This window comes from Actinoplanes subglobosus, from assembly GCF_042650585.1.
In the GTDB taxonomy this organism is placed as follows: Bacteria; Actinomycetota; Actinomycetes; order Mycobacteriales; family Micromonosporaceae; genus Actinoplanes; species Actinoplanes subglobosus.
Window position 1 is genome coordinate 44,020 of sequence record NZ_JBHSBL010000015.1, and the last position, 24,218, is coordinate 68,237.

A 24,218-nucleotide genomic window follows, 5' to 3' on the forward strand; every position below is an offset into this window, starting at 1 on the left:
GCCGGTGACGACGGGTCATCCGTTCTGGACGTGCCGACGGTCAACGGCGACGACGACTTCTTTCACCTCGGCGGTACTTCGTTGAGTGCGGCCCTGACAGCGGTCGAACTGTCCCGGTCCACCGGCAAGCGGATAACGCTGGCGGATGTCCTCGGAAATCCGGGCGCCGTGGATCTGGCGCGATTGATCGACGAGCGGGTGCAGTCTCCCGCCGCCGGCGTCACCGTTCCCGGCCGAGGCGGCCGCGTGTCGTTCGATCAGGAGCGACGCCTGTTCCGTGACGCCGTGACGAGCTCACCCGGCTGGCGGATCAGCCTGACCTACCGTCTCCGGGGCGCCGTCGACGTCGATCGGCTCGGCCGTGCCGTCCGAGCCGTGGCCCAGCGGCACGAAGCACTGCGGATGAGGTTGTTCATCGACGATCTCGGGGTTCCGGGCCGTGCCGTCGCCGAGATCGACGGCGAGGTTTTCTCGTACTGCGATGATGGGGAAGACTTCGACGGACACCATTTCGACCGTGCGCGCGGAGTGGTATTCGGTGTCCGGCTGATGCGGACCGGCGAGCTTTCCTGGCTGCTTCTGATAGAACTCGACCACATCGTCGGGGACGCTTACTCCACGGGCATCCTCCTCGGTGACATCAGCCGCTTCTACAACGCTCCCGCATCGATTGCGGCCACTGATCCTCCGGCGCAGTTCGGCGAGTTCATCGAAAGGCAGCGGGCGCGCCTCGAAGCACCCGGTGAGATGGAGCGTCACCGCGCGTTCTGGCGTGACCATCTCGGTGACTGCCTCCTTGACGAATGGCCGGCGGTCCTGCCGGCGGACTTCCCGGCCCGTGCGGACACGAGGTTCATCGAACGGCACCGCGGCCTTTCCACGGCCATCGGTGACCAGGCGATGCGTCACGTCGTGTGCCTGGCGGCCCTCAACCTCACCCTGGCCGCGATGACCGGCCACCACGATCACGTGGTCGCCACGCCGGTGAGCAACCGTGACGACCCGGCATTCGCCGACACCATCGGATGGATCTCCAGTCTCGTCGCGGTCCGTACCCGATGGTCGACCGGCGCCGCCTCCACGAGCGACCTCCTGCGAGCCACCCGCGAGGCGTACCTCACCGCGATCGAGAACGCCCTGCCGTGGGGCGAGATCATCAAGACCGTCCGGCCCGACAGCTACCTCGGGGCACCGCGGCAGCCGCAGGTGTACTTCGACTTCCTCGGCGAGGACATCGCGGGCGCCCTGTCGCTCCAGGACATCACCTGCACCGAGATCGCTGACGGCGGCTACGGTGGATACGTCGTCTTCAGCATGCTCGTCACCGACGGTGTCCAGGGATGCGGGGCTCGTGTGACGGCGAGCGACGCCGTGTTCGACGAGGAGTCCACCGACCGGCTCCTGCGGGCATACGCGTGCTCACTCGCATGGATCGTCGAGCGGGGTGACGAGCCTCTGGCCGAGGCGGAGCGGGACGTCGCGCGCCACCTGCTCAGTGCCGGTCCAGCGTCGCCGCGCGCCGGCTCGACCGCTCCAGCAACGCCAGCGTGACCAGGCCGACGGCCAGATAGAGAAGCCCGATGCCGGCCTCGACCAGCAGGTCCCCGCCGATCTCACCGAGCGGGGCTCCGGCCGCGAGATGCCGGGCCGCCTCGATGCCATGGGTCAGCGGCAGCCACGCCGAGATCGACGACATCCATTCCGGAAGCAGTTCGAGCGGCACGTTCACGCCGGCGAAGATGAGCAGCACACCGAACAGGATGTTGCCGAGCACGGCCGTCTCCCGGATCCGCAACGCCAGGGCGGCGGTGAACATGCCGAGCCCGGTGCAGGAGAAGGCCGACACACCGACGGCCAGCGCCAGCGGTCCCACCGCATCGCCCGGTATCCGCACCCCGAGCAGGGCGCTCCCGGCGGCGATCGCGAAGATCGAGACGCAGAAGCCGTTGAGGATCACCGGCAGCGCCCGCCCGAGGAAGAGCGGCACGCGCGGGGCCGGTGAGGCGAGCAGCAGTTCCAGGGTCGCCTCCTGCCGTTCACCGTTGATGGTGCTGCCCATGGCGAACAGGCACGGCAGGGCCGCGTACTGGATCGCGTTGCCGATGATGAAGAACATGTCGTCGGCGATGCCGGCGGTACGGCCGAGGTAGGCGAAGAACAGGATCTGGAACAGCGGCGAGACGATGAAGCTCGGGATCAGGATCCACGGCCGGAGCCACGTGAAGAGGGCCCGGTAGCTCATCAGGCCGCCGACGAAGAGGATGCGTGCCGCGTTCATGGTCAACGGAGAGCCAAACTCGCGTGGATACGGGCGGATCGGAGAAGGTGGCCGGAGAGCAGGACCCCGATGGCACCGTACGCCGCCGCGAGCCCGAAGCAGGCGGCGAGCGCCGGTGCGGCCTCCCGACCCAGCGCAGCGGACCGCAAGGCCTCCATTCCCCAGGTCGGCGCGAGCAACCACGAGATCGGGTGCACCCAGCCGGGCAGCTCGGAGAGCGGTACGAGCAGCCCGCACACCAGCCAGACGGGAAGTTCGAGTGCCGCGCCGAGCGCCCACGCGGCCCGATAGCGGACGGTGCTGAGCGCGAGGATGAAGCCGAGCATCCCGACACCGATCACGGTCGCCACCACGGCGACGGCGAACGTGACGGGATCGGCGATCGTCACGTCGATGTCGAAGGCGAGCCAGCCCCACAGCATCGTCGCGCCCAGGCTGTAAGCCCCGATCGTCGCCATCGACAGGGTGATCGGAAGGATGACGGCGGTCAGCGGGCTCGGCGAGGCGACCAGGAGTTCCAGGGTTCCCTGGCTGCGCTCCTGGGAGAGGGCGAACGCGGCGGTGGTGCTGGTGGCCGACCAGACGCCCATCACCCCGGCGCCGATCGCCGCGGACAGCATCGTCGTCTCGTCCATCGACCCGGCCTGGAACAGCAGGAACACCGTCGTGCCGAAGAACAGCGGCCACAGCAGCTGCAGCACACCGTCGAACGCCGACCGGCTGCGCATCTTCAGGTGCAGCCACCAGCCGAGAGCCACCACGCGGAGAACGCTCACGACGCCTCGATGATCTCGACGTACGCGTCCTCCAGCGTCGGGGGCCGGGTGTGGATCCGTGCGACGGGTGCCCCGTCCAGGCAGGCCAGCACATCGGCTTCCAGGTCGGCGCCCTTGGCGGTACCGATGGTCAGCAACTGGCTCCCGTCCCGGTCCTCGACACCGACCCGGTGCACCTCCGGCAGCGCGGCGATCTTCTCCGTCGCACCGACCGGCACCGCGCCGAAGACCTCCACCTCGAGGATGCCGCTGCTGCCGGCCCGCGACTTGAGCTGGCCGGGCGTGCCCTCGACCACCAGCCGGCCGTGGTTGATGACCGCGATGCGATCGCACAGCTCGTCGGCCTCGAACATGTAGTGCGTGGTCAACAGGACCGTCGTACCCGTCTCGACCAGCCGTTTGACGGTGTTGCGCAGTTCGCGGGCACCGACCGGGTCGATGCCGATGCTCGGCTCGTCCAGGAACAGCACGGCGGGGGAGTGCAGCATGCCGCGGGCGATGTGCAGCCGCTGCCGCATCCCGCGGGAGTAGCCCTCGACCCGTTCCTGCTCGCGGCCTTCCAGGCCGACCACGGCCAGCAGCTCGGCGATGCGTCTGTCGCGAATGCGATGGGGTACGGCGTACAGCTCGGCGAAGTATTTGAGGTTGTCCATCGCGGAAAGCCGCGAGTAGAGCCCTCGGTCGCCACCGAAGACATAGCCGATGTTGCGGCGTACGTCCTTCGCCTGCCCGACCACGTCGAAGCCGAGGACCCGGGCGCCACCACCGGTCGGCAGGAGCAGACTGATCAGCATCTTGATCGTGGTCGTCTTGCCCGCACCGTTCGGGCCGAGCAGGCCGAAGAGCTCGCCGCGCTGGACCTGGAAACTGACGGAGTCGACCGCGGTGACCACCTGACGGCGGCGGCCGAAGGCACCGGATCGCAGTTCGAAGGTCCGGGAGATCCCATCGACCTCGATGGCGGTCATGCGTGCGTCCTGTCTTTCAGGGTGTCCGCCATGGCGCGCATGGTGCGCCGGTCGAAGACCGTGGAGAGTGGCACCTTGTGGCCGAGTTCGCTGTTGAGGCGAACCACGAAATGGGCGGCCAGCAGCGAGTTGCCGCCGATGTCGAAGAAGTCGTCGTCGGGTCCGACGCGGTCGACCAGGAGGATGCCGGCACCGATCCGGCACAGCTGTTCCACCAGGTCGGCGGCGGGTCGCCCGGCCGGTGGGCCGGTGCCGGCGGCGACCTGTGCGGTGGCCAGGGCCTGCCGGTCGACCTTGCCGCTGGTGCCGCGGGGCAGCTCGTCGACCCTGGTGAAGGTCGCCGGGACCATCCAGTCCGGCATCTCGGCGCGGAAGGCGGCACGGGCGGCGGCCACGTCGATGCCGGAGTCCGCGACGTAGAAGGCCGCGAGCCGGGTGGTGCCGTGGACGTCGACGGCGGCCACGGCCGCGTCCCGTACCCCGGGCAGGGCCGCCACACGCCACTCGATCTCGCCCGGCTCGATCCGGTGCCCGCGGACCTTGAGCTGGTCGTCGGTGCGGCCGAGGAAGGTGATGCGCCCGTCGGCGGCGACGCTGGCGAGGTCACCGGTCCGGTAGAGACGGTCGCCGTCGCCGAACGGGTCGGGGACGAAACGCTCGGCGGTGAGCGCCGGTTCGCCGATGTACCCGCGGGCGACCTGGACGCCACCGATGAAGATCTCGCCGACGGCACCGGCCTCGACGGGGTGCAGCGCGTCGTCGAGGACATGGGCCCGGACACCGTCGTAGGCGTACCCGATCGCCGGCGCCTCGTCGGACTCGATGAGTTCCATGGTCGCCCAGATGGTCGTCTCGGTCGGCCCGTAGGCGTTGAAGAACCGGCGACCCGGCCGCCGCCATCGGGCGGCCACGTGCGGCGGGCACTGCTCGCCCGCGGTGAGCAGGGTGGCGAGCGGGACCACGCCGGGATCCGGTGTGACGGCGAGCGTGGACGGCGGCGCGCCCAGGTAGGTGACGCGGCAGCGTGCGATGGTGCCGGCGAGCGGGTCGCCGGGCAGCAGCTCGTCGTCCTCGGCGAGGATCAGGGTCGCGCCGGCGCCGAACGCGAGCGCCGTCTCGAAGACGACGCCGTCGAAGCTGAACGGCGCGAACTGGAGCACGCGGTCGTCGGGGCCGAGCGCGAGGATCGCCCGATGGCCCGCGATGACGTTGTCCAGGCCCCGGTGGGTGAGGGCGACACCCTTGGGCTGGCCGGTCGAACCGGAGGTGAAGATGACGTACGCCAGCGAATCGGGGTCGTCCACCGCCGGGAGGGTGCCGGCCGCTGCCGGTGCCGGGCCGAGCCCGTCGTAGGTGTACGCCGGGACGACACCCGCGAGCCGGGCGATCCCGGCGCTGTCACCGACCACGATGCGCGCGGCCACCCGGGTCAGCATGAGGTGGAGGCGCTCGACCGGGAAGGCCGGGTCGAGGGGCAGGAACGCCGCTCCGGCCTTCAGTGTGCCGAGGACGGCCACGACCCGCTCCGGGCTGCGCCGGCCACAGATCGCCACGACGTCACCGGGGCGCACGCCACGCGCGTACAGCCTCTTCGCGAAGGCGGTCGACTCGTCGTCGAGCTCCCGATAGGTCCGTGTCACGCCATGGTGCTCGACGGCTGTCGCCTGTGGATGCGTCGCGGCTCGCGCGGCGATCAGACCGTGCAGGCTGACAGGTGGAGAACCGGCGACCGGACCGTCAGCGGTCAGCATTCACAGCCCCATCTTCCGGCCTCGACCACACATTCCCCTGCCTCGATCAGAGTCGTATAGTCGTGCGGCGTTCGTCCTGTTGTCAAGGTTCCCGTCACCCTATGGGTTACGATTGCCATCGATGTCCACTGTAGACATGATGGTGTCGCGCATGGTCCGGTAGGGTTCGCCGACAGGGGGACAAATGCGAGCAGTCGTCCATGACGGTGGCACGAGTTCGGTCATCGATGTGCCCTCGCCGGTCCGGCCGCCGGGCTGGGTCCGGGTGCGCGTGCTCCTGGCGGCCATCTGCCGGACCGACGTCTACGCCGCGACCGGTCTGCTGCCCCTGGGCGGTCCCCGGATCCTCGGCCACGAGCTGGCCGGTGTCGTCGAGGAGGCCGACGGCGCGAGCGCCTTCTCCGCCGGTGACCACGTCTCGGTGATGCCGTTGCTCCCGTGCGGAGCCTGCAAGGCCTGCGCCGATCAGGCCCGGTGCGCGCAGCCGGTGATGATCGGGGTCGAGGTCGACGGTGCGTTCGCCGACGAGATGGTCGTTCCCGAGGCGGTCCTGGTGCGGGTGCCGGCCGGTCTGCCGCTGCGGCGGGTCGCTCTGGTCGAGCCGATGGCGGCGACCATCGCCGTCCTCGGTGCGCCGATCCGGCCCGACCAGCGCGGTGCGGTCGTGGGCGCCGGGCGCATCGCCGATCTGACCGTGCGGGTGTTGCGTGCCCACGGCTTCCGGATCGACCACTGCGAGCGGCCGGGGTCCGGTGACGGGGGATACGACTTCGTCGTCGAGTCGGCCGGTAACAGCGCGGCGCTCGCCGAGGCGGTGCACCTGGTGCGCCCGGGCGGTGTCGTGGTGCTGAAGAGCCGCCCGGCCGAGCCGGTGAGCCTCGACGTCGGTCGCGCTGTCCGCAACGACATCCTGTTCGCCGCCGTGTCGTACGGGTCGTTCGACGACGCGGTCGATCTCGTCGGTGCGATGGACGTCGACGACCTGTTCGGTGAGATCCTGCCGATCGAGCGGTTCGACGAGGCGCTGGCGATGAGTCTGGACCAGCCGTACGGGCCGAAGGTCTTCCTGACGCCGACGGGCCGGAGCTCATAGTGTGCGGGCTGGTCGCGGCGTTGTCGTATGGCGTACCGCTGGATCCGGCCCGTCTGGAGGCGGCGGTGCGCTCGCTGTCGCACCGCGGCCCGGACGGATCCGGTCTCTGGGTCTCCGCCGACCGGATGGTGGCGGTCGGCCACACCAGGCTCGCGATCCGGGACGTCGCCGGTGGTGTGCAGCCGATGAGCAACGAGGACGGGCGCGTCGTCGCGGCGGTCAACGGGGAGCTCTACGACATCGACGGGCTGCGCGGTGAGCTCGTCACGCGTGGTCACCGCTTCCGGTCCCGGTCGGACAGCGAGGTGGTCGTCCACGCGTGGGAGGAGTGGGGTCCCGGACTGGTCGATCGTCTCCGCGGAGAGTTCGCCCTGGTGGTGTGGGATGCCGGGGCACGGTCGGTGTTCGCCGCGCGCGACCGGCTCGGCGTCAAGCCGCTGCTGTGGGCGGCCCACGACGGATCCCTGCTGATCGCCTCACAAGTGTGCGCGCTGCACCGTCTGGGTCTGCCCTCCGCCTGGGACCACGAGGCGCTGACCCAGGCGACCGCGTTCCAGTACACGCCGCCCGACGCCACCCTGTTCGCGGGCGTCAACGTGCTTCCGGCCGGGCACACCCTGCACGCCGTGGACGGGCGGACCACGATCCGGCCCTACTGGGAGCTGGACTATCCCCGTGCCGATCAGACCGGTGCCGACCACGGCGACGCGGCGGCCGAGGTTCTGGAGCTGTTCGACGAGGCGGTCCGGATCCGGCTCGAGTCCGACGTCCCCTACGCCTTCCAGCTCTCCGGCGGCATCGACTCCGCCGCGGTCCTGGCCTCGGCGGCGACGCTCGGCGGGCCGTTGCACGCGTTCACCGTGGCCTTCGAGGACGACGGCGACTACAACGAGCTCGCCATGGCCGGGACGGTCGCCCGTCACCTCGGCGCCGACCTGCACCGGGTTCCGGTCCGGGACCGCGACGTCGCGGAGTCTTTCCCGGACGCGGTGGCCCATGCCGAGAGCGCGTGCATCAACATCCATGCGGCAGCCAAATTCCGGCTGAGCCGGGCGATGCGGGACGCGGGCTTCACGGTGGCCCTCACCGGGGAGGGCGCCGACGAGATCTTTTTCGGGTACGCCCACCTGCGCGCCGATCTGGCCGGTGGAGTCGGCGCGCTGACCTCCACCAACACCGCCTCAGCGGGACTGATGCTGCCCGACGGTGAGGGCGTCTCCACCGCGTCGATCGCCGCGACCCTCGGTTTCGTGCCGACGTGGATCGCGGCCAAAGCCGTCTTCGGCAGGCGTGTCCGCGAGCTCGCCCGTGACGACTGGCTGGCCCGGGTCCGCGACCACGACGCCGGGAAAGCGCTGCTGGCCGGCTTCGACATCTCGGCGCGGCTGGCCGGGCGCGGCCGGGTCGAGCAGTCCGCCTATCTGTGGACCAGGCTCGCCCTGGAGGGCTACATCCTGCGGGCGCTCGGCGACGGCCTGGAGACCAGCCACGGTGTGGAGGGGCGGGTCCCGTTCCTCGACCACCTCCTGGTGGACCGGCTCCGGCGGCTGCCCCTGCACCTGAAGATCCGCGACGGTGTCGAGAAATGGGTGCTGCGCGAGGCGATGCGTGACCGGCTGCCCGGGGAACTGGTGCGGCGCGAGAAGCATCCCTTCCTCGGCCCGCCGATCGGCCCGGCGTTCCTGGCGATGGCCCACGATCTGGTGACGTCCCGGTCGTTCGGCGGCCAGCCGGTCTTCGACCCGGCCCGGGTCCGTGCCCTGCTGACCCGGCTGCCGGGCATGCCGGCCGCTCAGCGCAAGGCCTACGACCCGGTCCTCTGCTTCGTGGTGTCCATCGCCGTTCTCCAGGACCGCCTGGCGCCGACGGCTTGAAAGGGAGTCGCCCGCATGTTCGATGACGACGACGGCCGGATCTACGAGGTCGTGCGGAACAGCGCCGGTCAGTATTCGATCTGGCCGGCGGACCGGTCCGTGCCGGCCGGCTGGGACACCGCCGCACACCGCGGGACCAAGGCCGACTGCCTGGCCCACATCAGCCGGGTCTGGCCCGTGCCCGTCCCGGTCGGGGAGGGAGCCCGATGATCGTCGTGCTGGACTTCCCCGGCCGCCGCGACCAGCCGCCGGTGTCCGATCTGCGGCTGGAGGACGCCGGCCACCGGGTGCGCTATCTGCTGGCCGAGGAACAACCGAGAGAGACCTCCGGGCGGGAGTACGTCTACCGGCTGCGTGACCGTCTGGGCGCGGAGGCCTCCTCGGTGACGGCGGTCGTCGCCTACTGCCTGGCCGCGCCGATCGGCGTCGAGTTCGCGGCCGCGGTGGACTCGCCCCGGCTGGCGCTGATCAACGCCACTCTCGGTGGCCCGGACGCGGTCGACGCGGCGCTCGCGGAAGCCCTCGACCAGCTCGGTCGTGGTGACGACACGACGGTCGCGGATCTGCGCCGGCAATCGCCCGAGGACCGCAACGATTTCCTGGTCGAGCGGGCCCACGCGGTGCTGGGCGGCACCAGCGACGACGAACTTCTCAGTGCCGTCGCGCACGACCTGGCGGGCCGCCACATCGGCTGGATCTCGCACGTGATGGCCGCGTCGAGTCTCACGGCCGACCACCCGCACGCCTGGCACCTGGTGTCGGCCGATCACGACCTGGCCCGGCACTGGCCGCTGCCGTCGGGCCGTCACCCGGCCCGGGTGGCCGATCCCGTCGCGAGCCTGACGAGCAGCCCGGCCGCCCGTGACCACGTGCTGGGCTGGTTGGACGCGGCCACTCCGCTGGCGGCCGGCGCCTGACATGCCCGGAGCGTCGAGCGGCACCTCGATCCTGCGCGGCCCGCGGCGTGACGTGCCCTTCTCCGCCTGTCAACTGGTCGAGCGTACGGCTGCCGCCCATCCGGCGTCGATCGCCGTCAGGCACGGCCGTGACCTGCTGACCTACCGCGAGCTCGTCGACCGGGCGGCCCGTCTCGCCGCCGTGCTGCACCGCCGGGGGCTGCGGGCCGGTGAAGCCGTCGCCGTGCACCTCCGGCCCGGCCTCGACAGTGCCGTCGCCGCCCTGGCCGTGCTGTGCGCCGGTGGCGCGTACCTGCCGATCGACCCGGCCCTGCCGCTGCGGCGCCGTCAGCTGATGGCGACGGTGGGTGGCGCCCGGATCGTGCTCGTCGCCGGCGGCGCGGCGGAGTCCTGGGAGCCGGCCGAGACGATCGCGCTGGACGACCCCGCGGTCACCGCCGTCGAGCCGGTGACCGGCGTGGCACACCGTCCCGGCCGGGCCGCCTACGTGCTGTTCACGTCCGGTTCGACCGGGACGCCGAAGGGCGTCGTGATGCCCGGGGCGAGCCTGGCCAACCTGGTGTCGTGGCAGACCCGGACCTCCGTGGCCGGCCCGGGGAGCCGCACGCTGCAGTTCGCGCCGTCGACCTTCGACGTCTCGGTGCAGGAGATGATGAGCACCTGGGCCACCGGGGGTGAACTCGTCGTCCTCGACGCCGACCGGCGCCGTGACCCCGAGGCGATCATCGCGGTCTGTGCGGACCTCGACGTCGCCCGGGTGTTCCTGCCGTTCGCCGCCCTGGGCTCGCTCGCCGGGTGGGCGGCGGCGACCGGGCGCCGGCTGCCGGCGCTTTGCGAGATCATCACCGCCGGTGAGCAGCCGCTGGTCACGCCGGCGGTGGAGGGATTCATCCGGCGGTGTCATCCGGAGGTCGTGCTGGTCAACCAGTACGGGCCGACCGAGACGCACGTGGTCACCCACGAGACGTTGTCCGGCCCGGCCGGGCACTGGCCCCGGGTTCCGCCGATGGGGCTCCCGGTCGACAACTGCGACATCGCGCTGCTGGACGGCGACGAGGTGGTGCCCGACGGCGCGGAGGGCGAGATCTGCGTCGCCGGGGTGCCCGTCGGGATCGGTTACCTCGGCGCGTCACCCGCCGACACCGGGCGGTTCGGCCCGCTTCCCGCGCTCGGCGGGCGCTGGGGCTACCGTACCGGCGACCTCGCCCGTGTCCAGGACGGCCGGCTCCGGTTCCTGGGTCGCGCCGACCGGCAGGTCAAGGTGGCCGGTCAGCGCATCGAGCTCGGCGAGATCGAGGTCCTGGCGGCGCATGTCCCGGCCGTGGCGGAGGCCGTCGCCGTGCCGGGTGACACCGCGGGCGCCGGGATCACCCTGTTCCTCGTGCCCGCGGAGCGGAGCCGGGTGGACACCGGCGAGGTCCGGCGGACACTGGCGGACAACCTGCCCGCCCCGGTCGTGCCGTCGCGCATCGAGGTCGTCGACGTCCTGCCGCTGACCTCCTCCGGCAAGGTCGACCGGACGGCGCTGACCGGCCGGACGGTGCTGACCGGCCGGCCGGCGCTGGCGGTGACCGGTGGTGGCGCCGACGATGTGACGGCCCGGATCGCGCGTGTCCTCGCGGACGTCCTGGGCGGTGGTCCCGTCCGGCCGGGGGACTCGTTCGTCGGCCTCGGCGGAAGTTCCCTGCAGGCGATGTCCGCGCTGGCCCGGTTCGCTGCCGAGTTCTCCCGTACGCCCGGCGTGGAGGGGCTGCTCGGTGGCCGTACCGTCGCTGATCTCGCCGTTGATCTCGAAGCCGGGCGGTGGCGGCCCGTCACGTCCGCGATCCCGCCCGGCGGGGCGGGCGGCGAGCGGTTCGCGAGCGCTGTTCAGGAGGAGTTCTGGGTCGCGGGGATGGGACCGCACGGTTCCACGCCGCTCAACCTCGTGGTGGCGCTGGACGTGGACGGGCGGGTCGACGCGGGCAGGCTCCGCGAGGCGCTCCGCGGGACCGTCGAGGCGCACGACGAACTCCGGTCGACGCTCTACCCGGGGGAGCGGCGGCTGATGATCCGGCTTCTGGAAAATGTCGATCCCGAGCTGTCGATCATGTCGGTGACCGGCGACGTCGAGCGGGAGGCGGTGACGCGGGCCTTCGCCGACCGGCCCTTCACGGTCGAGACCGACCTGCCGGTACGGGCGGCGCTGGTCAGCGGTCCCGCGGGTGACCGCATCCTCCTCGCCGTTCATCACCACGTCGCCGATGACGAGGGTTTCCACGCGTTCGTCGACGAGGTCGCCGCCAGGTACACGGCCGGTCCGGACGTGACGGTCCCGGCGCCCGCGGTCGTCGTGGTGGACGATCCGGCCGCGCTCCCTTACTGGGCAGGCACGCTGGCCGGAGTCGGCTCCGCCGCCGTCACCTGGTTGCAGGGAGCCGGTGGTGCGCCGAGCGGCAGGTTCACACGGCTGGTGGCAGAGCCGGGATCCGCGTCCCTCCGGCGTGCCCCCGGAGCCACGCTGTTCGCCGGGCGGCTGGCGTCGTTCCTGCACGCGGCCCGGTCCGTGGGGGCGCCGGAGGAGGTTCTCGTCGGGACGGTGGTCAGCCGCCGCCCGGCGCCCGGCGTCGTCGACGGCAGCATGGGTTGTCACATCACGCTGTTGCCGTTGCGGCTCACCGTCGCGGCCACGTGGGAACGGACCGCGGCCGGCGTCCAGGAGACCCTGACCGCCGCACTGGCCCACCGGCAGGTCGCGTTCTCGTCGATCGCCCGGTTCCTGCCGCCCGCCCCCCGGGCTCCGATGGTCACCTTCGGTGCCGAGCGGCAGGAGGGCAGGGCCGTCCGGATCGGGCCGGCGACGAGCCGTCTGCGGTTCGTCGCCCCCGGCGTCGGCCAGTTCCCGTTCATGGCCACCGTCGAGGGCGACGGTCCGTCGACCGCTTTCCGTCTGGTCTTCGACGACGGCCTGTACCCGGCGGACGTCGTCGGCCGGCTCCTCAAGCGGTGGTGCTGACGCCGACCGGCGGGGACCGCCGTCGCGTCGTGATCCTGACGTCGCGCTGGTGCGGCTTCATGCCTCGATCCGGTCCGGCATCATGACGAGAAGCCGCCCGCGCGACGGTCACAACGGCTGATCCGGGGAGGTGACGATCGCGCCGGCGGTGGTGGCCCAGCCGGTGAGGAAGTCGCGGCCGGCGGCCTCGGTGTAGTTCTCCAGGCCGTGCACCAGCGTCACCTCCAGTTCCTCGTCCGTCTCGCGGATCCACATCGACAGGCCCAGGCCCGCCGAGGTGAACGGGAGACTGACCTCGGTGGCGGCTAGGTCGCCGAAGCGGGGCGGGGTGACCGGCATCGTCGGAGAAACCCGGATCACGTCGACCGGTTTGGTGCGGCGGCCACCGCTGAGCGCGTCAGTCACCTCACCGAACGCGATGCCGCGGTAGTCCATGGCGGACAGGACCATGTCGTGGACGTCCGTGACGGTCTGCCGGAAGCCGCCGGCCGGCCGCAGCCGCAGGCGCAGGGCCATCGTGGTGGCCATCCACCCGACCAGGTTCTCCTCGTCGGCACCGGCCCGGTTGTTGTCGGGCACGAGGACGGTGATGTCCGATTCGCCGGTGATCCGGTACAGGTGGGCGTAGAGCGACGCCAACTGCACCGTGTACGGGGTGGTCCGCAGCTGCCGGGCCAGCTCTCTCATGCCGGCGACGACCTCGGCCGGGAACCGGTGCAGGTGCCGTGCACCCATGAACGTGTCCGGCAGAGGCTCGCTGCGGGCGAACGGCAGCCGTGCCGTGGGATAGAACGCGTTCTCGGCGACCGAGGGTGCCCAGAACCCGATCAGCTCCAGGCGACGGCGACGGCCCTCCGGGGTCTGCTGGCGGGCCACCCAGTCGCCGAAGGTGATCCGCAACGGCTCCAGCCGGGGTTCGCGGCCCTCGACCCGGGCGGTGTACAACTCGGCGAGATCGGCGACCGCGATCGAGATGGCGTCGCCGTCCGCGACGATGTGGTCGATCACCACGGACAGCAGCGTGCCGTCGGCGCCCGTGTCGGAGGAGATCACCCGCAGGCGTGGCAGCTCACGGCGGTCGAAGGCGGTGTCGGCGCTGCTGGTGGCGTGCTTGACGGCCGCATCCAGGCCCTCGTCGCGAAAGTCCAGCGACTCGACCTTCGGCGCCGCGTCGGGGTGCACGTGGGCGACGACGCGGCCGTCCTCGACGGCGTACGTGGTCCGCAACGCGGTCTGGCGGTCGACCAGGGCCTCCACGGCGTACTGGAGAGCGTCGGCGTCCAGGGTCCCCGGTAGCTGCGCGCACCAGAACGAGGTACGGATGTACGGCGGCTTGCCGGTGCGCCGGTGCTCCTCGTCGCGCAGCACCACCCGTTCCTGCGTGCCGGTCACCGGCCAGACCGTGAGATCGGTGAGCTCCGGTTCCGCTGCCGGGGCGGCCGGTTCGGGCGCCTCGGCGAGAGCGGCGCCGAGTGTGGACGGCTGCGGGTTACGCAGGATCAGCTGCAACGGCACCGGACGGTCGAGCGCGCGCTGGAGACGGACGCTGAGCCGGGCCGCGTCGACCGAGCGGCCGCCGAGTTCGAAGAAGTTCTGGTCGTCGACGGGAACACCGAGCAGCTCGGCGAACTCCTGCCGGACTAGAGCGAGAATCTCAGCTCCGCTGAGCGCCATCTGATTCGCTACCTTTCTCCGCGGTGACGACCGGCCGGCCGTCCAACAGCTGTTCCGTACGGGCCATCACGACGTCGAATTTCGCGTTGTCCCACCGGCCGTACCGTCCGACCGTCGTGATGTCCTGGCTGCTCAGCCAGTCGATCGCGGTCTGCACCGCCGGTGCCTCGGCCGGGTGCAGGATGGTGCTGGCACATGTCACGGTGCGCACGTCGCGGCAGATCACCGACGCGCTGTCCGGCAGCAGCCCGCGCCGGCGCAGCGAGGTGACCACCTCGTCGGCGTGCTGATCGTCGCCGGTCGTGGGCGTACCCACGAAGTAGCTCTCGGTCTGGATCGCGGCGGATCCCGGCGGGACCGACCCCGGGCTGTACTCGCCCGGGAAGGTGGCGCGGAACCACGGCACCCGCGGGTCGAGGTCGTAGACCCAGGACGCCGGGGTGTCGGCTGCGGTCACCCCGAGGCTGACCAGCCGCACCGAGGTGAATGTCAGGGCGGCGGTACGGTCGACGAGTTCCGGTGGGGCGCCGTCGACCATGGCGAGCAGCCGTGGCAGGGGGATCGAGCTGACCAGGTGCCGGTAGTGGAAGCGCTGTCCGTCGGCCGTCCGCACGGTGCGGGCCGCCGGGTCGATCCGGGTGGCGCTGGTCGCGTACCGGATCGGCAGGCCGTCGGCGAGTCCGGCGACGTAGGTGGCGAATCCGCCGTCGGCGGGGTAGGACCACGAGCGGGTGGGCGGGTCGTCGAGTCCCTGGACGGCACCGGCGCGGATCTCGTCGGCGGTGGCCATGAACCCGGCCCGTGCCACCCCGGCGGGCAGCCCGGCCGGGTCGCTGTTCCAGTACTTGCGCAGCTGCGGGAGGACGAACTCGTGAGCGAGATAGCTGCCGACGGCAGCTTCGCTCGCCGCCGCCGCGTCGCCGGCCGGCGACGGCGGGCCCTGCGGCAGGTCCGCCAGGGCCTTACCGATGACGTCAGCCGGGTACGCCGCCAGATTCCGTGTCACCGGGTACGGGTACCAGGCATCACGGTGCCAGACCTTCTCGGTCAACGGCCGCCGCGCGTGACGGCCGGCCATGACCTCGTCGAGGAGCTTCTCGATGTGCGGGAATGCGGTGAAGAAGCAGTGCAATCCGTAGTCGAAACGGAAGTCACCCACCGCGAAGGTGCCCGCCACCCCGCCGACCGCGTCGGCGGCCTCGAGGATCAGGGTGCGGGAACACCGCCCGGCCAGCCGCCGTGCGGCCGTGACTCCGGCGATCCCCGCACCCAGGACGAGCAGGTCGACCTCGGCGCCCACTAAGGCCTGCACACCAACTGCTCGTCACCCTTGGCGAGCTCGTTGGCGGTGCAGTGACACTCCTTCGGCGCGTTGCGGAAGGTGGAGTAGGTGTCCTCCGCCTGCCACGCCGCGGCGAGGTCGAAGCCGGGATCGCGGAGGTTGCCGAGGCGATGCTCGCTCATGTCCTGCATGCCCACGATGTAGGTGCAGGGGTAGACGTCGCCGTTGGGCGCCAGGTACGCCACGTTGCGCCCGCAGCCGCAGTACATGATCTCCACGTTGGCGTCGTGCGGCAGTTCGTCGGCACCGACGTAGCAGGGCTGCGGCAGCTTGAGTTTGGTACGGCGTCCGCGGCTGTGCTCCACCAGTCTCAGCTGGAGGTCGCGGACCGTACTCTCGTCGATGTGCACGGTGTTGGCGTTGCGTGCCGCCTCACCGAGGCTGAAGACCGGCTTGACCACGAACGCCGCGGCCCCGAGCTCGCTGACCATGTCGTAGCAGCCGACGGTCTGGTCGTAGTTCTCCTCGGTGATCGTGTAGCGCACGAAGACCGGTGAACCGGACGCGGCGATGGTGCCGATCGTCTCGACGGCCCGCTGGTAGGCGTAGGGCCGGCCGCGGAACTTCGACACCATGGCGTCGTCGGTGCCGTCGAGGCTGACCTGGAAGGTGAGGTCGTCGCTGCGCCGGGCCGCGGCCAGGACCGTGGAGATCGGGGTCTGCGCGGCACCGCCGGTGATGAGACGGACCTTGAGGCCGCTCTCGAGTGCGGCCTGCATGACCCGCTCGGTGCGCGGCCAGACCGGAGTCATGAGCGCCTCGCCACCGGTGATGCTGATCCGTTTGGTGCCGAAGTTGCCTGCCATCGTGGTGACGACGGAGACGAGCTCGTCGGTGCTCAGCGCGTCCGGGTAGTACTTGGCGTACTGCTCGCGATGTTCTTCGGGAACGTAGCAGTGCATGCAGCGCAGGTTGCACTGGTAGCTGACCGCGATGCGGACCTCACGGATCGCGAGATCCGGCCGGGTGATCGCGCCCTGCATGGCGGCCGGCTTGCGGATCGCGGCGAGCGGCCCGCAGGCGCTGACACCGCAGCCACATCCACTACCACACGTGCCGGTAAGAGTGCTTTCCGTAGTCATCTCTCCCCGTTCATTTGGCCGGAAGGTGCCATCCCGAGACGGGGAGAGCCTAACAGCCATCGGCGTTCATTAACATCTATTGCGGACAGTCAGACCTCGTCAGTCGTCCTGAAGATCCGTTCCTACCTGGGTAAACAATCCGTCCAGTTTGGACTCCACGGCGTCCAGCCCCGGTAGATAGTCGACTCCGGGCAGCCGCACCGCATGATCACCGACCGCCCAGACCGGCTTGCCGAGATCGGAGGCCACGAGCATCTCCTGGAGCGTGCCGTGCGCACCGGGCGCGGCCACCAGAGCGTCCGCGGTGGAGGCCAGGACGACGTTGCGTGAGTGCACCGTCAGGCCGGTGTCGATGGACAGATCAGCGTGCCCGTGCGTCCGGCTCGGCCGGTGAGCCGCCGCCGGGAGGACGCTGATCACCAGCCCGCCGTGCTCCTTGGCACCCTTGGCGGCGGCTTCCATGACCCCGCCCAGGCCGCCGGTGACCAGCGCCAGCCGGTCGCGCCGGCGGCCGATCAGCTCGCCGATCCGGTGGCCGAGACCGATCACCTGCTCCGGGCAGTCACGGCCCTTGCCCACCACACCGATCAGAACCCTCGGCAGGACCGGCGGCGCGGAGCCGATCCCGAACAGCGCGGTGACGAAACGAGCCATCCGCTGCTCCCGCAACACCGTGGCCGGTGTCGCCCCGTCGGCGGCCATCCGCTCCCGCGAATGGTCCGCCAGGAGCTCACCGACAGCGCGGAACTCGGCCGGCGTCAGATCGCCGGCGGCCAGTGCGTCGTGACACCTGTCGAATGCGGCCAGCGGCCCGGCCGGATGCTGCGCGCACCCCTGCAGGGCCTGGCGAAGCTGTGTCGCCAGGCTCCGTACGACAGGGCCGGGGGAGTCCGGTTCCACGGTCAGCGGCCCAGGAACGCGGGCTTCTCCGCCAGCGCGCTGGCCCACAGCTGGTTGCGGTGCCGGTCCTCGCGCATGACACCGCGGAAGTCGGCCACCGTGACCGTCTCCTGGCTCGGCGCGTTCGTCCGCAGGGCGATGCAGCAGTGCACGCTGCGCAGGATCAGCGCGCAACCCTTCGGCTTCAGCCGCGCCTCCACGAAGTCGAGCGCCGACACCACCAGTCGCTCGTTGAGCTGTGGCTGGCGGGCCAGATAGTTGAGGCCCTTCTTGAGCTTCGAGTACCCGGCGATCGTGGCGTCCGGCACGTAACCCAGGTGGGCCACACCGAACGCCGGCGCCAGATGGTGCTCACACATCGACACGTAGTGCACGTCGTTGACCAGGATGAGGTCGTTCATGCCCGGGTTCTCGAAGACGGTGAAGTCCGGTTCGATGTCGAACCCGCCCGGGTTGATGGTCTCGGCGTAGAGTTCGGCGACCCTCCGGGGGGTCTGCGCCATCACATCCGGCTTGTCCTGCTGACCCAGTGCCCGCAGCAGATCGCTGATCGCCTTCTCGATCGTGTCCAGGTCCACCGGCTTCGGCGGGAGATAGTTCGGTGTGCTGATGGCGGCGGAAAGGTCGGTCACGGGAGTCTCCTGTCAGGTTTGTCACCGGAGCCGACGGATGTCACCGGCGGCCACTTCACAGCGATCGCGGGCGGACCCAGGGTGCCGCGGGAGGCCCACGATTCGTACGCGGCGCCGATGATCGACACCGTGACCACATGCTCGCCGAGTTCGGATCCGAGCCGATCACCCGGAACCCGGGGGCCGGCGGCGGCCGCCCGCAGGAAGTCGATGATGAGCGCCTGTTTCGCCTCGGTGCCGATGCTGTCGGCGGCGGCCGGCCCGGACCCGGTCAGCCACCGCCGGGCCCGATCGCTGAGCGCGTCGGCGGGCAGTTCGCCGAGCGTGAACTCGCGAACCGGCTTCCAATCGGGGAAGACACTGGCGTTGCGGAAGACCTGCAACCGCCAGTGGCGCCCGCCGCCGACCTCGTCCTCGGCACACTGCTCACCCTCGACGTGAGCCTTGTACGAGTGCAGGCGCAGGGTCTGGAACGGCCCCTGCTGGACCGACACCGTCTCGTGGGTCTTGCGCCCGTTGCCGACATAGAGATTGCGGCCGGCGGAGTCCAGCCAGCCCCGCCGCGAGAAACTGGTGTGCAGGGCGGCGATCGACAGCACCGTCGGTGTCGCGCCGTCGCGGTGCAGACCCACGGTGAGCCGGGCGTCGATCTCGCCGAGCGACGAACCGGCCTCCGCACGGGCGGGCGCCGGGGCTGAGCCCAGCAGCTCGCGGATCCGGTCGTCCGGCAATGCCACACGGACGTCGTCCAGCGTGGTGAAGTGCGCCTGGACGGTGGCGCCCTGGTAGTCGGCGTGACCGGGACCGGTGACGCCGGTCAGCCACAGGGCCGTGTCCACCGCGTGGTATCCGGAGTGCAGAAGGACGCCGTACCCCCGATGGAAGGGGTGATAGTCCTGGTCCAGCACCTCCCACGGCATCCGCCATTCGCCGTCGGTGTGCTCGATCGCCACCGAGGTGGGCGGGCAGCCGGTCATCTCGCGCACCTCCTCGATGAGGGCTCGCATGTACCGGAAACCGCGGTGGTAGCGGCGTTGGGTGAGCACCGCGGCGTGCCGGCGGGCGGCGCCGGCGGTCTCGGCCAGACCCAGCAGGTCGGCGACCATGGCTGTGGAGCGGGCCGGGTCCCCCACCAGTCCCTCGTGTGCTGTCGGCGGCTTGTCGACCAGGACGTGCAGGCCACGCGAGAGCGCCCACTCGGCGTAACGATGATGTGCCAGCGGCTCGGTGGCGACCAGGACCGCGGTGATCCCCTCGCGCCGCACGAGCGCGTCGAGCGCACTCTCGGTCTCCGGCTCCAGCCGGCCCGCCGGCCCGAGATCGGCGACCAGGGTCAACGGCGGACCGGGCGACTCCGTCAGGAACTCCCGGACGTCGCGCTCGGCGGCCCGCCGGTCGACCACGCCGCGAAAAGCGATGCGGCCGCGGGCGGCGAGGCCGGTCAGGAGAGGGAAGTGGATCCGGCGGGCATGCAGTCCCAGTCCGATGAGCAGTACGCTCGGCGTGTCGACGGTCAACGGTGCCGCCCGTCAGGCGTCGGGACCACCGCTACCGCTCACTCGCCACGCGTGCGGCGGCCGCCTGTGCGACCGGAATCAGCGCGTCGAGCGCGGTACGGATGGCCTGAACGCCCTCGGCGAACCTCTCACGTTCGTCAGTGTGGAAGCCGCCCTCGGTGATGTGGTCACGGCCGACCAGCAGCGCCACCGCCGGCAGCCGGTACCACTGGGCGCTCGCCAGCACGGTGCCCGCCTCCATGTCGGCGGCCGCGCACCCGAGCTCCCGGTAGTGAACGGCGGTCTCCGGCCCCTCCCGGAAGATCAGGCTGGTGGAGAACGCCCGCCCGCGCACCACGCGACCCTGCTCCAGCTCGGCCGGGAGGGCGTTGACGGCGGTGTCGACGTATTCCGTGGAGGCGGCGGCGAACGGCTTGTTGCGGACCGGGCGGCCGTCACGCTCCAGTGCGTCCAGATACCACTGGAACGTCGTGTCGTCGCTGGTGGCCTCCTCCGCGACGACAACGGTGCCGATCGTCGCGCCGGGCTCCAGAAGGCCGCACGTGCCGATCCGGATGAACGTGCGGACGCCCTGCATCATGGCGGTGATCAGGAGGCGGTCCGCGCTGGGGCCGCCGACACCGTGCACGAGTGTCGCCACCGGGCCGCTCTCGTGCTCCCAGATCCTGGTGAGCGAGGACGTGTCCTCCAGCTCGCGCACCGGTTTGAGGATCTGCTCGAGCTCGAACCACTTCAGCTTGCGGGGCGTCGCCGTCACGATCGCGACCGGTGGCAGTGGTGCGGGTCCGACGTACCGATTCGCGAGGTGTGTCGCCAGCGGATTCACATCCCCGGCCAACTGGCGGGCGACCCGGTCGGCGGTGACGGTCTCGTTCCGGCTCATGTCTCTCCCTCACGCTGCCCCGTGCGGTGCGATGAACGAGCTCTCATCTGCGCGAATAGTCGACCTCGCCCAGCCTGCACCGTCGCAATACATGGACCTCCGTGGATCCGATGGGCACATTAGATCAACGTCCGCCGTTGAGGTCAATGTGGACAGTCGGGCTCCGGCGCGGCTACCGCGGCCCGGGCGAAACGCGTGTGGGCGGTGACCGGTGCGCCACCGGGACGACCGGCGCCATGACAGCATGTGTGCCATGCCGCGGCACAGCACACTGTTGAGAACCCTCGTTTTCGTCGTGGCGGGCGACCGCGTCCTGCTCATCCGGTACCGGGATCGGAACGGGGCCGCGACCGGCGAGAAAAGCGACCGGGCCGGTTTCTACAACGGCATCGGGGGGCACGTCGAAAAGGGCGAGGACATCCTCGACAGCGCGGCCCGCGAGGCCATGGAGGAAGCCGGCATCAGCCTGGAGAACCCGCGTCTGGCAGGTGTCGTGCACGTCGACGGATTCGCCGGAAAGCAGATCGTCAACTTCGTCGTGACGGCCTCGACGAATGACACGCCGAAAGCCGAATGCGACGAGGGCCGCCTGGAGTGGGTCGAGATGTCACGTCTCCCGGACCTCCCGGTCTTCGCGGACGTCAAACCGCTTCTGGAGAGAGCGTTGACCGATTCCCCGACGTTCACCGCAATCGCGCGGTTCGACGGCTTCGAACTGGTGACGTTGCATCTGCGGTAGCGACAGCCGGGTACGGCTCACCTCGTCACACCGGGCCCCGGCGAGGCCGGCCCGGTAGGCGTCCCCGCGCACCCGATCGGCAGAAACCGGCCCGGCCCGTCACGGCGTGAGCCGGAACCACGTGCTGACCGCTTCTGAGCATCTACGCTCAGTCACAGGCCAGGATGATCGGACGAACGACGCGATGACAGCACTCGACGCCGGGACTGCGCCGCCCACCGGGCTGACGGCCGCCCAGGTCGCGGCCGCCCGGGAACGTGGCGAGATCAACACGGTGCGGTCGGCGGGGACCCGGCGGTACTGGACGATCCTGCGGGCGAACCTGTTCACCCTGTTCAACAACTTCCTCTACGCGATCGGGCTGTCCCTGCTGGCGATGGGGCGCACCAAGGACGCCGTGGTCAGCGTCGGTCTCGGTGTGGTCAACTCGCTGATCGGCTCGATCCAGGAGATCCGCGCCAAGCAGAAACTGGATCGCCTGAAACTGCTGCACCGGGCGCCGTGCCGGGTGGTCCGCGACGGCACCGAACAGGACGTGGAGCCGGAGGAGATCGTCCGCGGTGAGCTGATCCGGATCGCCGCGGGGGACCAGATCGTCGTGGACGGCCCGGTCACCGCGGGTGACCGGCTGGAGGTCGACGAATCCTCCCTGACCGGCGAGCCCGACCCGGTGCTGAAGCAGATCGGTGACCGGCTGCACTCGGGAACGGTCGTGGTCGGCGGGTCGGCCTGTCAGACAGCGGAACTGGTCGGCGCCGACAGTGACGTGGGCGCGCTGACCGCGAAGGCGAGAGCCTGGAATGCCGACCCCACGCCGTTGCAGGCGCTGATCGACACGACCGTACGCCTGATCATGCTGACCGTGGCGCTGCTGAGCGCCGCCGTGCTCGCCAACGCCGCGCTCAAGGGATTGTCGCTGGTGAAGGTGGTGCAGACCGCGGCCGTGCTGTCCGGCCTCGTCCCTTACGGCCTGTTCTTCCTGATCACCATCTCGTACGCGGTGGGCGCGGCCGCCATCGCCCGGCGCGGTGCCCTGATCCAGCAGATCAGTGCCGTCGAGTCGCTGTGCGGCGTCGACGTGCTGTGCACCGACAAGACCGGCACCCTGACCACCGGCAGCATGCGCCTGGAACGGGTGGAACCGCTCGACGGCCGCGACCCGGCGGAGATCCGGCAGCAGCTGAGCGCGGCCGCCGAAGCGATGACGACCCGCAACCACACCGTCGTCGCGCTGGCGCAGGCACTGCCCGGACCGGCGGCACCGGCCCTGGAGCAGGTCGCCTTCTCCCCGCAACGCCGCTGGAGTGCCGTCAGCGGTCCTGACGGCGGTTACGTCCTGGGCGCCGTCGAGGCGCTGAGTGCGGCTTTCGCCGCCGAGGCACACCTGCGGATGTACGACCTCCTGGACGACCTGACACGCCAGGGCCTGCGGGTGCTGCTGTTCGCCGGAACGGCCGACCCGGCCGCCGGGTTCCTCGACGACAACCGCACCCCGGTCCTGCCGGCGCTGACTCCGCTGGCCCTGATCGCCCTGCGTGACGACCTGCGCGACGGGGTCGCCGAGACGCTGGCCGAACTGCGCGGCGGTGGCGTCGACGTCAAGGTGATCTCCGGTGACGACCCGCGGACGGTGGCCGCCGTGGCCGCCGGGCTCGGACTCGGGACGGGTGATCCGGTCACCGGCGCCGACCTGGAGGCGATGACTCCGGCCGCGTTCGACGACGCGGTGGCCCGGGGCACGGTGTTCGGCCGGGTCAGCCCGGTGACCAAGGAACGGATGGTGGGCAGCCTGCGCCGGCAGGGCCACTACACCGCGATGATCGGCGACGGGGTCAACGACATCCCGTCGCTGAAGAAGGCGCACGTCGGGATCGCGCTGGGCAGCGGCAACAGTGTCGCCTGCGACGCCGCCGACGTGGTACTGCTCGACGACTCCTTCGCGGCCCTGTCCCCGGCCCAGCGTCAGGGGCGGCGGATCGTCACCGGCATCGCCACGTCGATGTACCTCTACCTGGCCCGGGTCAGCACCTCCATCCTGATCATTCTCGGGGTGGCGATCCTGGGCCTCGGCTTCCCCTACGAGCCGGCGCAGGCGGCACTGGTGCTGTTCACCGTCGGCCTGCCCACCATGCTGCTCACCGCCTGGGCCGAACCGGAACGGCCCGACCCGGGGCTGATCGGCTCGCTGACCCGGTTCGTGGTGCCGGCCGCCATCGTCACCGCGGTGTACGGCGTCGCCGTCTACGCCGTCCTGTACCGGTTCGTCATGGACCTGCCCGACCAGCGGCTGCCCGACCATCTGGTCGCCCGGTTCGAGGAGTTCACCGGCCTGCTCAGCACGAACGCCACATTCACCGAGCAGGCCGCCACGGTCGTCGCCCAGACCGGCCTGACGGTGTTCACGTCGTTCGCGGCGTTCCTGCTGATCCTCATGTTGAAACCGCCGGCCCGCATCTTCGCGAGCTGGACGCCGGTGTGCCGTGACAAGCGCCCCGCGATCCTGGTCGTCGTCCTCGTGGCCGCCCTGTTCGGCATCCTCGCGACACCGGTGCTCGCCGCCTACTTCGGGCTGCTGGCCGACGTCGCCGCCTTCGCCGTTGCCGCCATGGCGTTGCCGCTCTGGTTCCTGACGTTGAGCGTCATCTGGCGTCACGACCTGCTGGCCCGGATGCTCGGCTTCCACCGGCAGCGTCTCGACGGCTGAACGGCCGGGACCGCGGCTCCCCAGGAACGCCGTACCACCGGCGAGAGGTCACCGAGAGTGGCGACGTCTTCGATGTCATAGCCGCGCCGTAGG

The 24,218-nt window shown here is 70.8% G+C and carries 19 protein-coding genes; 8 read left to right on the forward strand and 11 right to left on the reverse strand.

From position 1 onward, the window contains the following. The first annotated feature begins 30 nt into the window (after positions 1–30). Complete coding sequence (locus tag ACFO0C_RS14900; RefSeq protein ID WP_378067194.1) at positions 31–1,551, forward strand: condensation domain-containing protein; 1,521 nt, start codon at positions 31–33, stop codon at positions 1,549–1,551. On the opposite strand, the gene ACFO0C_RS14905 is transcribed toward ACFO0C_RS14900, so the two are convergent. Genes ACFO0C_RS14905 through ACFO0C_RS14920 form a run of 4 tightly spaced genes read right to left on the reverse strand, consistent with a single transcriptional unit; the run spans position 1,493 to position 5,773 of the window. Beyond that, entirely contained in the window at positions 1,493–2,278 is a 786-nt protein-coding gene (locus ACFO0C_RS14905) for an ABC transporter permease (RefSeq protein ID WP_378067195.1), read from the reverse strand. The genes ACFO0C_RS14900 and ACFO0C_RS14905 overlap by 59 nt on opposite strands. Positions 2,279–2,280: 2 nt before the next feature. Then, positions 2,281–3,054: an ABC transporter permease gene (locus tag ACFO0C_RS14910; RefSeq protein WP_378067196.1), complete on the reverse strand. Its 774-nt coding sequence runs from the start codon at positions 3,052–3,054 to the stop codon at positions 2,281–2,283. Continuing rightward, entirely contained in the window at positions 3,051–4,022 is a 972-nt protein-coding gene (locus ACFO0C_RS14915) for an ABC transporter ATP-binding protein (protein WP_378067197.1), read from the reverse strand. The genes ACFO0C_RS14910 and ACFO0C_RS14915 overlap by 4 nt, the downstream gene beginning before the upstream one ends. Next, positions 4,019–5,773, reverse strand: coding sequence for a non-ribosomal peptide synthetase (locus tag ACFO0C_RS14920; protein WP_378067198.1), 1,755 nt, complete (start codon positions 5,771–5,773; stop codon positions 4,019–4,021). The genes ACFO0C_RS14915 and ACFO0C_RS14920 overlap by 4 nt, the downstream gene beginning before the upstream one ends. A 184-nt stretch (positions 5,774–5,957) precedes the next feature. On the opposite strand from ACFO0C_RS14920, the gene ACFO0C_RS14925 reads away from it, so the two are divergent. From ACFO0C_RS14925 to ACFO0C_RS14945, 5 genes are read left to right on the forward strand one after another with little or no spacing between them, the layout of a single operon-like run. After that, positions 5,958–6,866: a zinc-dependent alcohol dehydrogenase gene (locus tag ACFO0C_RS14925; protein WP_378067199.1), complete on the forward strand. Its 909-nt coding sequence runs from the start codon at positions 5,958–5,960 to the stop codon at positions 6,864–6,866. After that, complete coding sequence (asnB, locus tag ACFO0C_RS14930) at positions 6,866–8,740, forward strand: asparagine synthase (glutamine-hydrolyzing) (RefSeq protein WP_378067200.1); 1,875 nt, start codon at positions 6,866–6,868, stop codon at positions 8,738–8,740. The genes ACFO0C_RS14925 and asnB overlap by 1 nt, the downstream gene beginning before the upstream one ends. Before the next feature lie 15 nt (positions 8,741–8,755). Further along, a complete protein-coding gene (locus ACFO0C_RS14935; protein ID WP_378067201.1) occupies positions 8,756–8,950 on the forward strand; it encodes an MbtH family protein in 195 nt (64 codons plus the stop codon). Further along, positions 8,947–9,657, forward strand: coding sequence for a hypothetical protein (locus tag ACFO0C_RS14940; protein WP_378067202.1), 711 nt, complete (start codon positions 8,947–8,949; stop codon positions 9,655–9,657). The genes ACFO0C_RS14935 and ACFO0C_RS14940 overlap by 4 nt, the downstream gene beginning before the upstream one ends. Before the next feature lies 1 nt (position 9,658). Then, a complete protein-coding gene (locus ACFO0C_RS14945; protein WP_378067203.1) occupies positions 9,659–12,652 on the forward strand; it encodes an AMP-binding protein in 2,994 nt (997 codons plus the stop codon). Between the two features lie 108 nt (positions 12,653–12,760). Here the strand turns inward: ACFO0C_RS14945 and ACFO0C_RS14950 are convergent, their stop codons facing one another. From ACFO0C_RS14950 to ACFO0C_RS14980, 7 genes are all read right to left on the reverse strand, one after another. Then, entirely contained in the window at positions 12,761–14,326 is a 1,566-nt protein-coding gene (locus ACFO0C_RS14950; RefSeq protein WP_378067204.1) for a condensation domain-containing protein, read from the reverse strand. After that, positions 14,307–15,638: a protoporphyrinogen/coproporphyrinogen oxidase gene (locus ACFO0C_RS14955; RefSeq protein WP_378067205.1), complete on the reverse strand. Its 1,332-nt coding sequence runs from the start codon at positions 15,636–15,638 to the stop codon at positions 14,307–14,309. The genes ACFO0C_RS14950 and ACFO0C_RS14955 overlap by 20 nt, the downstream gene beginning before the upstream one ends. Then, positions 15,626–16,750, reverse strand: a complete 1,125-nt coding sequence (locus tag ACFO0C_RS14960; RefSeq protein WP_378067206.1) for a radical SAM protein — start codon at positions 16,748–16,750, stop codon at positions 15,626–15,628. The genes ACFO0C_RS14955 and ACFO0C_RS14960 overlap by 13 nt, the downstream gene beginning before the upstream one ends. A gap of 99 nt (positions 16,751–16,849) precedes the next feature. Further along, entirely contained in the window at positions 16,850–17,650 is an 801-nt protein-coding gene (locus ACFO0C_RS14965; RefSeq protein ID WP_378067207.1) for an SLOG cluster 4 domain-containing protein, read from the reverse strand. Between the two features lie 2 nt (positions 17,651–17,652). Then, a complete protein-coding gene (locus ACFO0C_RS14970; protein WP_378067208.1) occupies positions 17,653–18,282 on the reverse strand; it encodes a GTP cyclohydrolase I in 630 nt (209 codons plus the stop codon). Further along, positions 18,279–19,799, reverse strand: a complete 1,521-nt coding sequence (locus ACFO0C_RS14975; protein ID WP_378067209.1) for a Gfo/Idh/MocA family protein — start codon at positions 19,797–19,799, stop codon at positions 18,279–18,281. The genes ACFO0C_RS14970 and ACFO0C_RS14975 overlap by 4 nt, the downstream gene beginning before the upstream one ends. Positions 19,800–19,830: 31 nt before the next feature. Continuing rightward, entirely contained in the window at positions 19,831–20,682 is an 852-nt protein-coding gene (locus tag ACFO0C_RS14980; protein ID WP_378067210.1) for a phosphorylase family protein, read from the reverse strand. Positions 20,683–20,956: 274 nt separating this feature from the next. On the opposite strand from ACFO0C_RS14980, the gene ACFO0C_RS14985 reads away from it, so the two are divergent. Continuing rightward, on the forward strand, positions 20,957–21,421 hold the full coding sequence (locus ACFO0C_RS14985) for an NUDIX hydrolase (protein WP_378067211.1): 465 nt from the start codon (positions 20,957–20,959) through the stop codon (positions 21,419–21,421). Between the two features lie 184 nt (positions 21,422–21,605). After that, complete coding sequence (locus ACFO0C_RS14990; protein ID WP_378067212.1) at positions 21,606–24,125, forward strand: HAD-IC family P-type ATPase; 2,520 nt, start codon at positions 21,606–21,608, stop codon at positions 24,123–24,125. Positions 24,126–24,218: the final 93 nt, after the last annotated feature.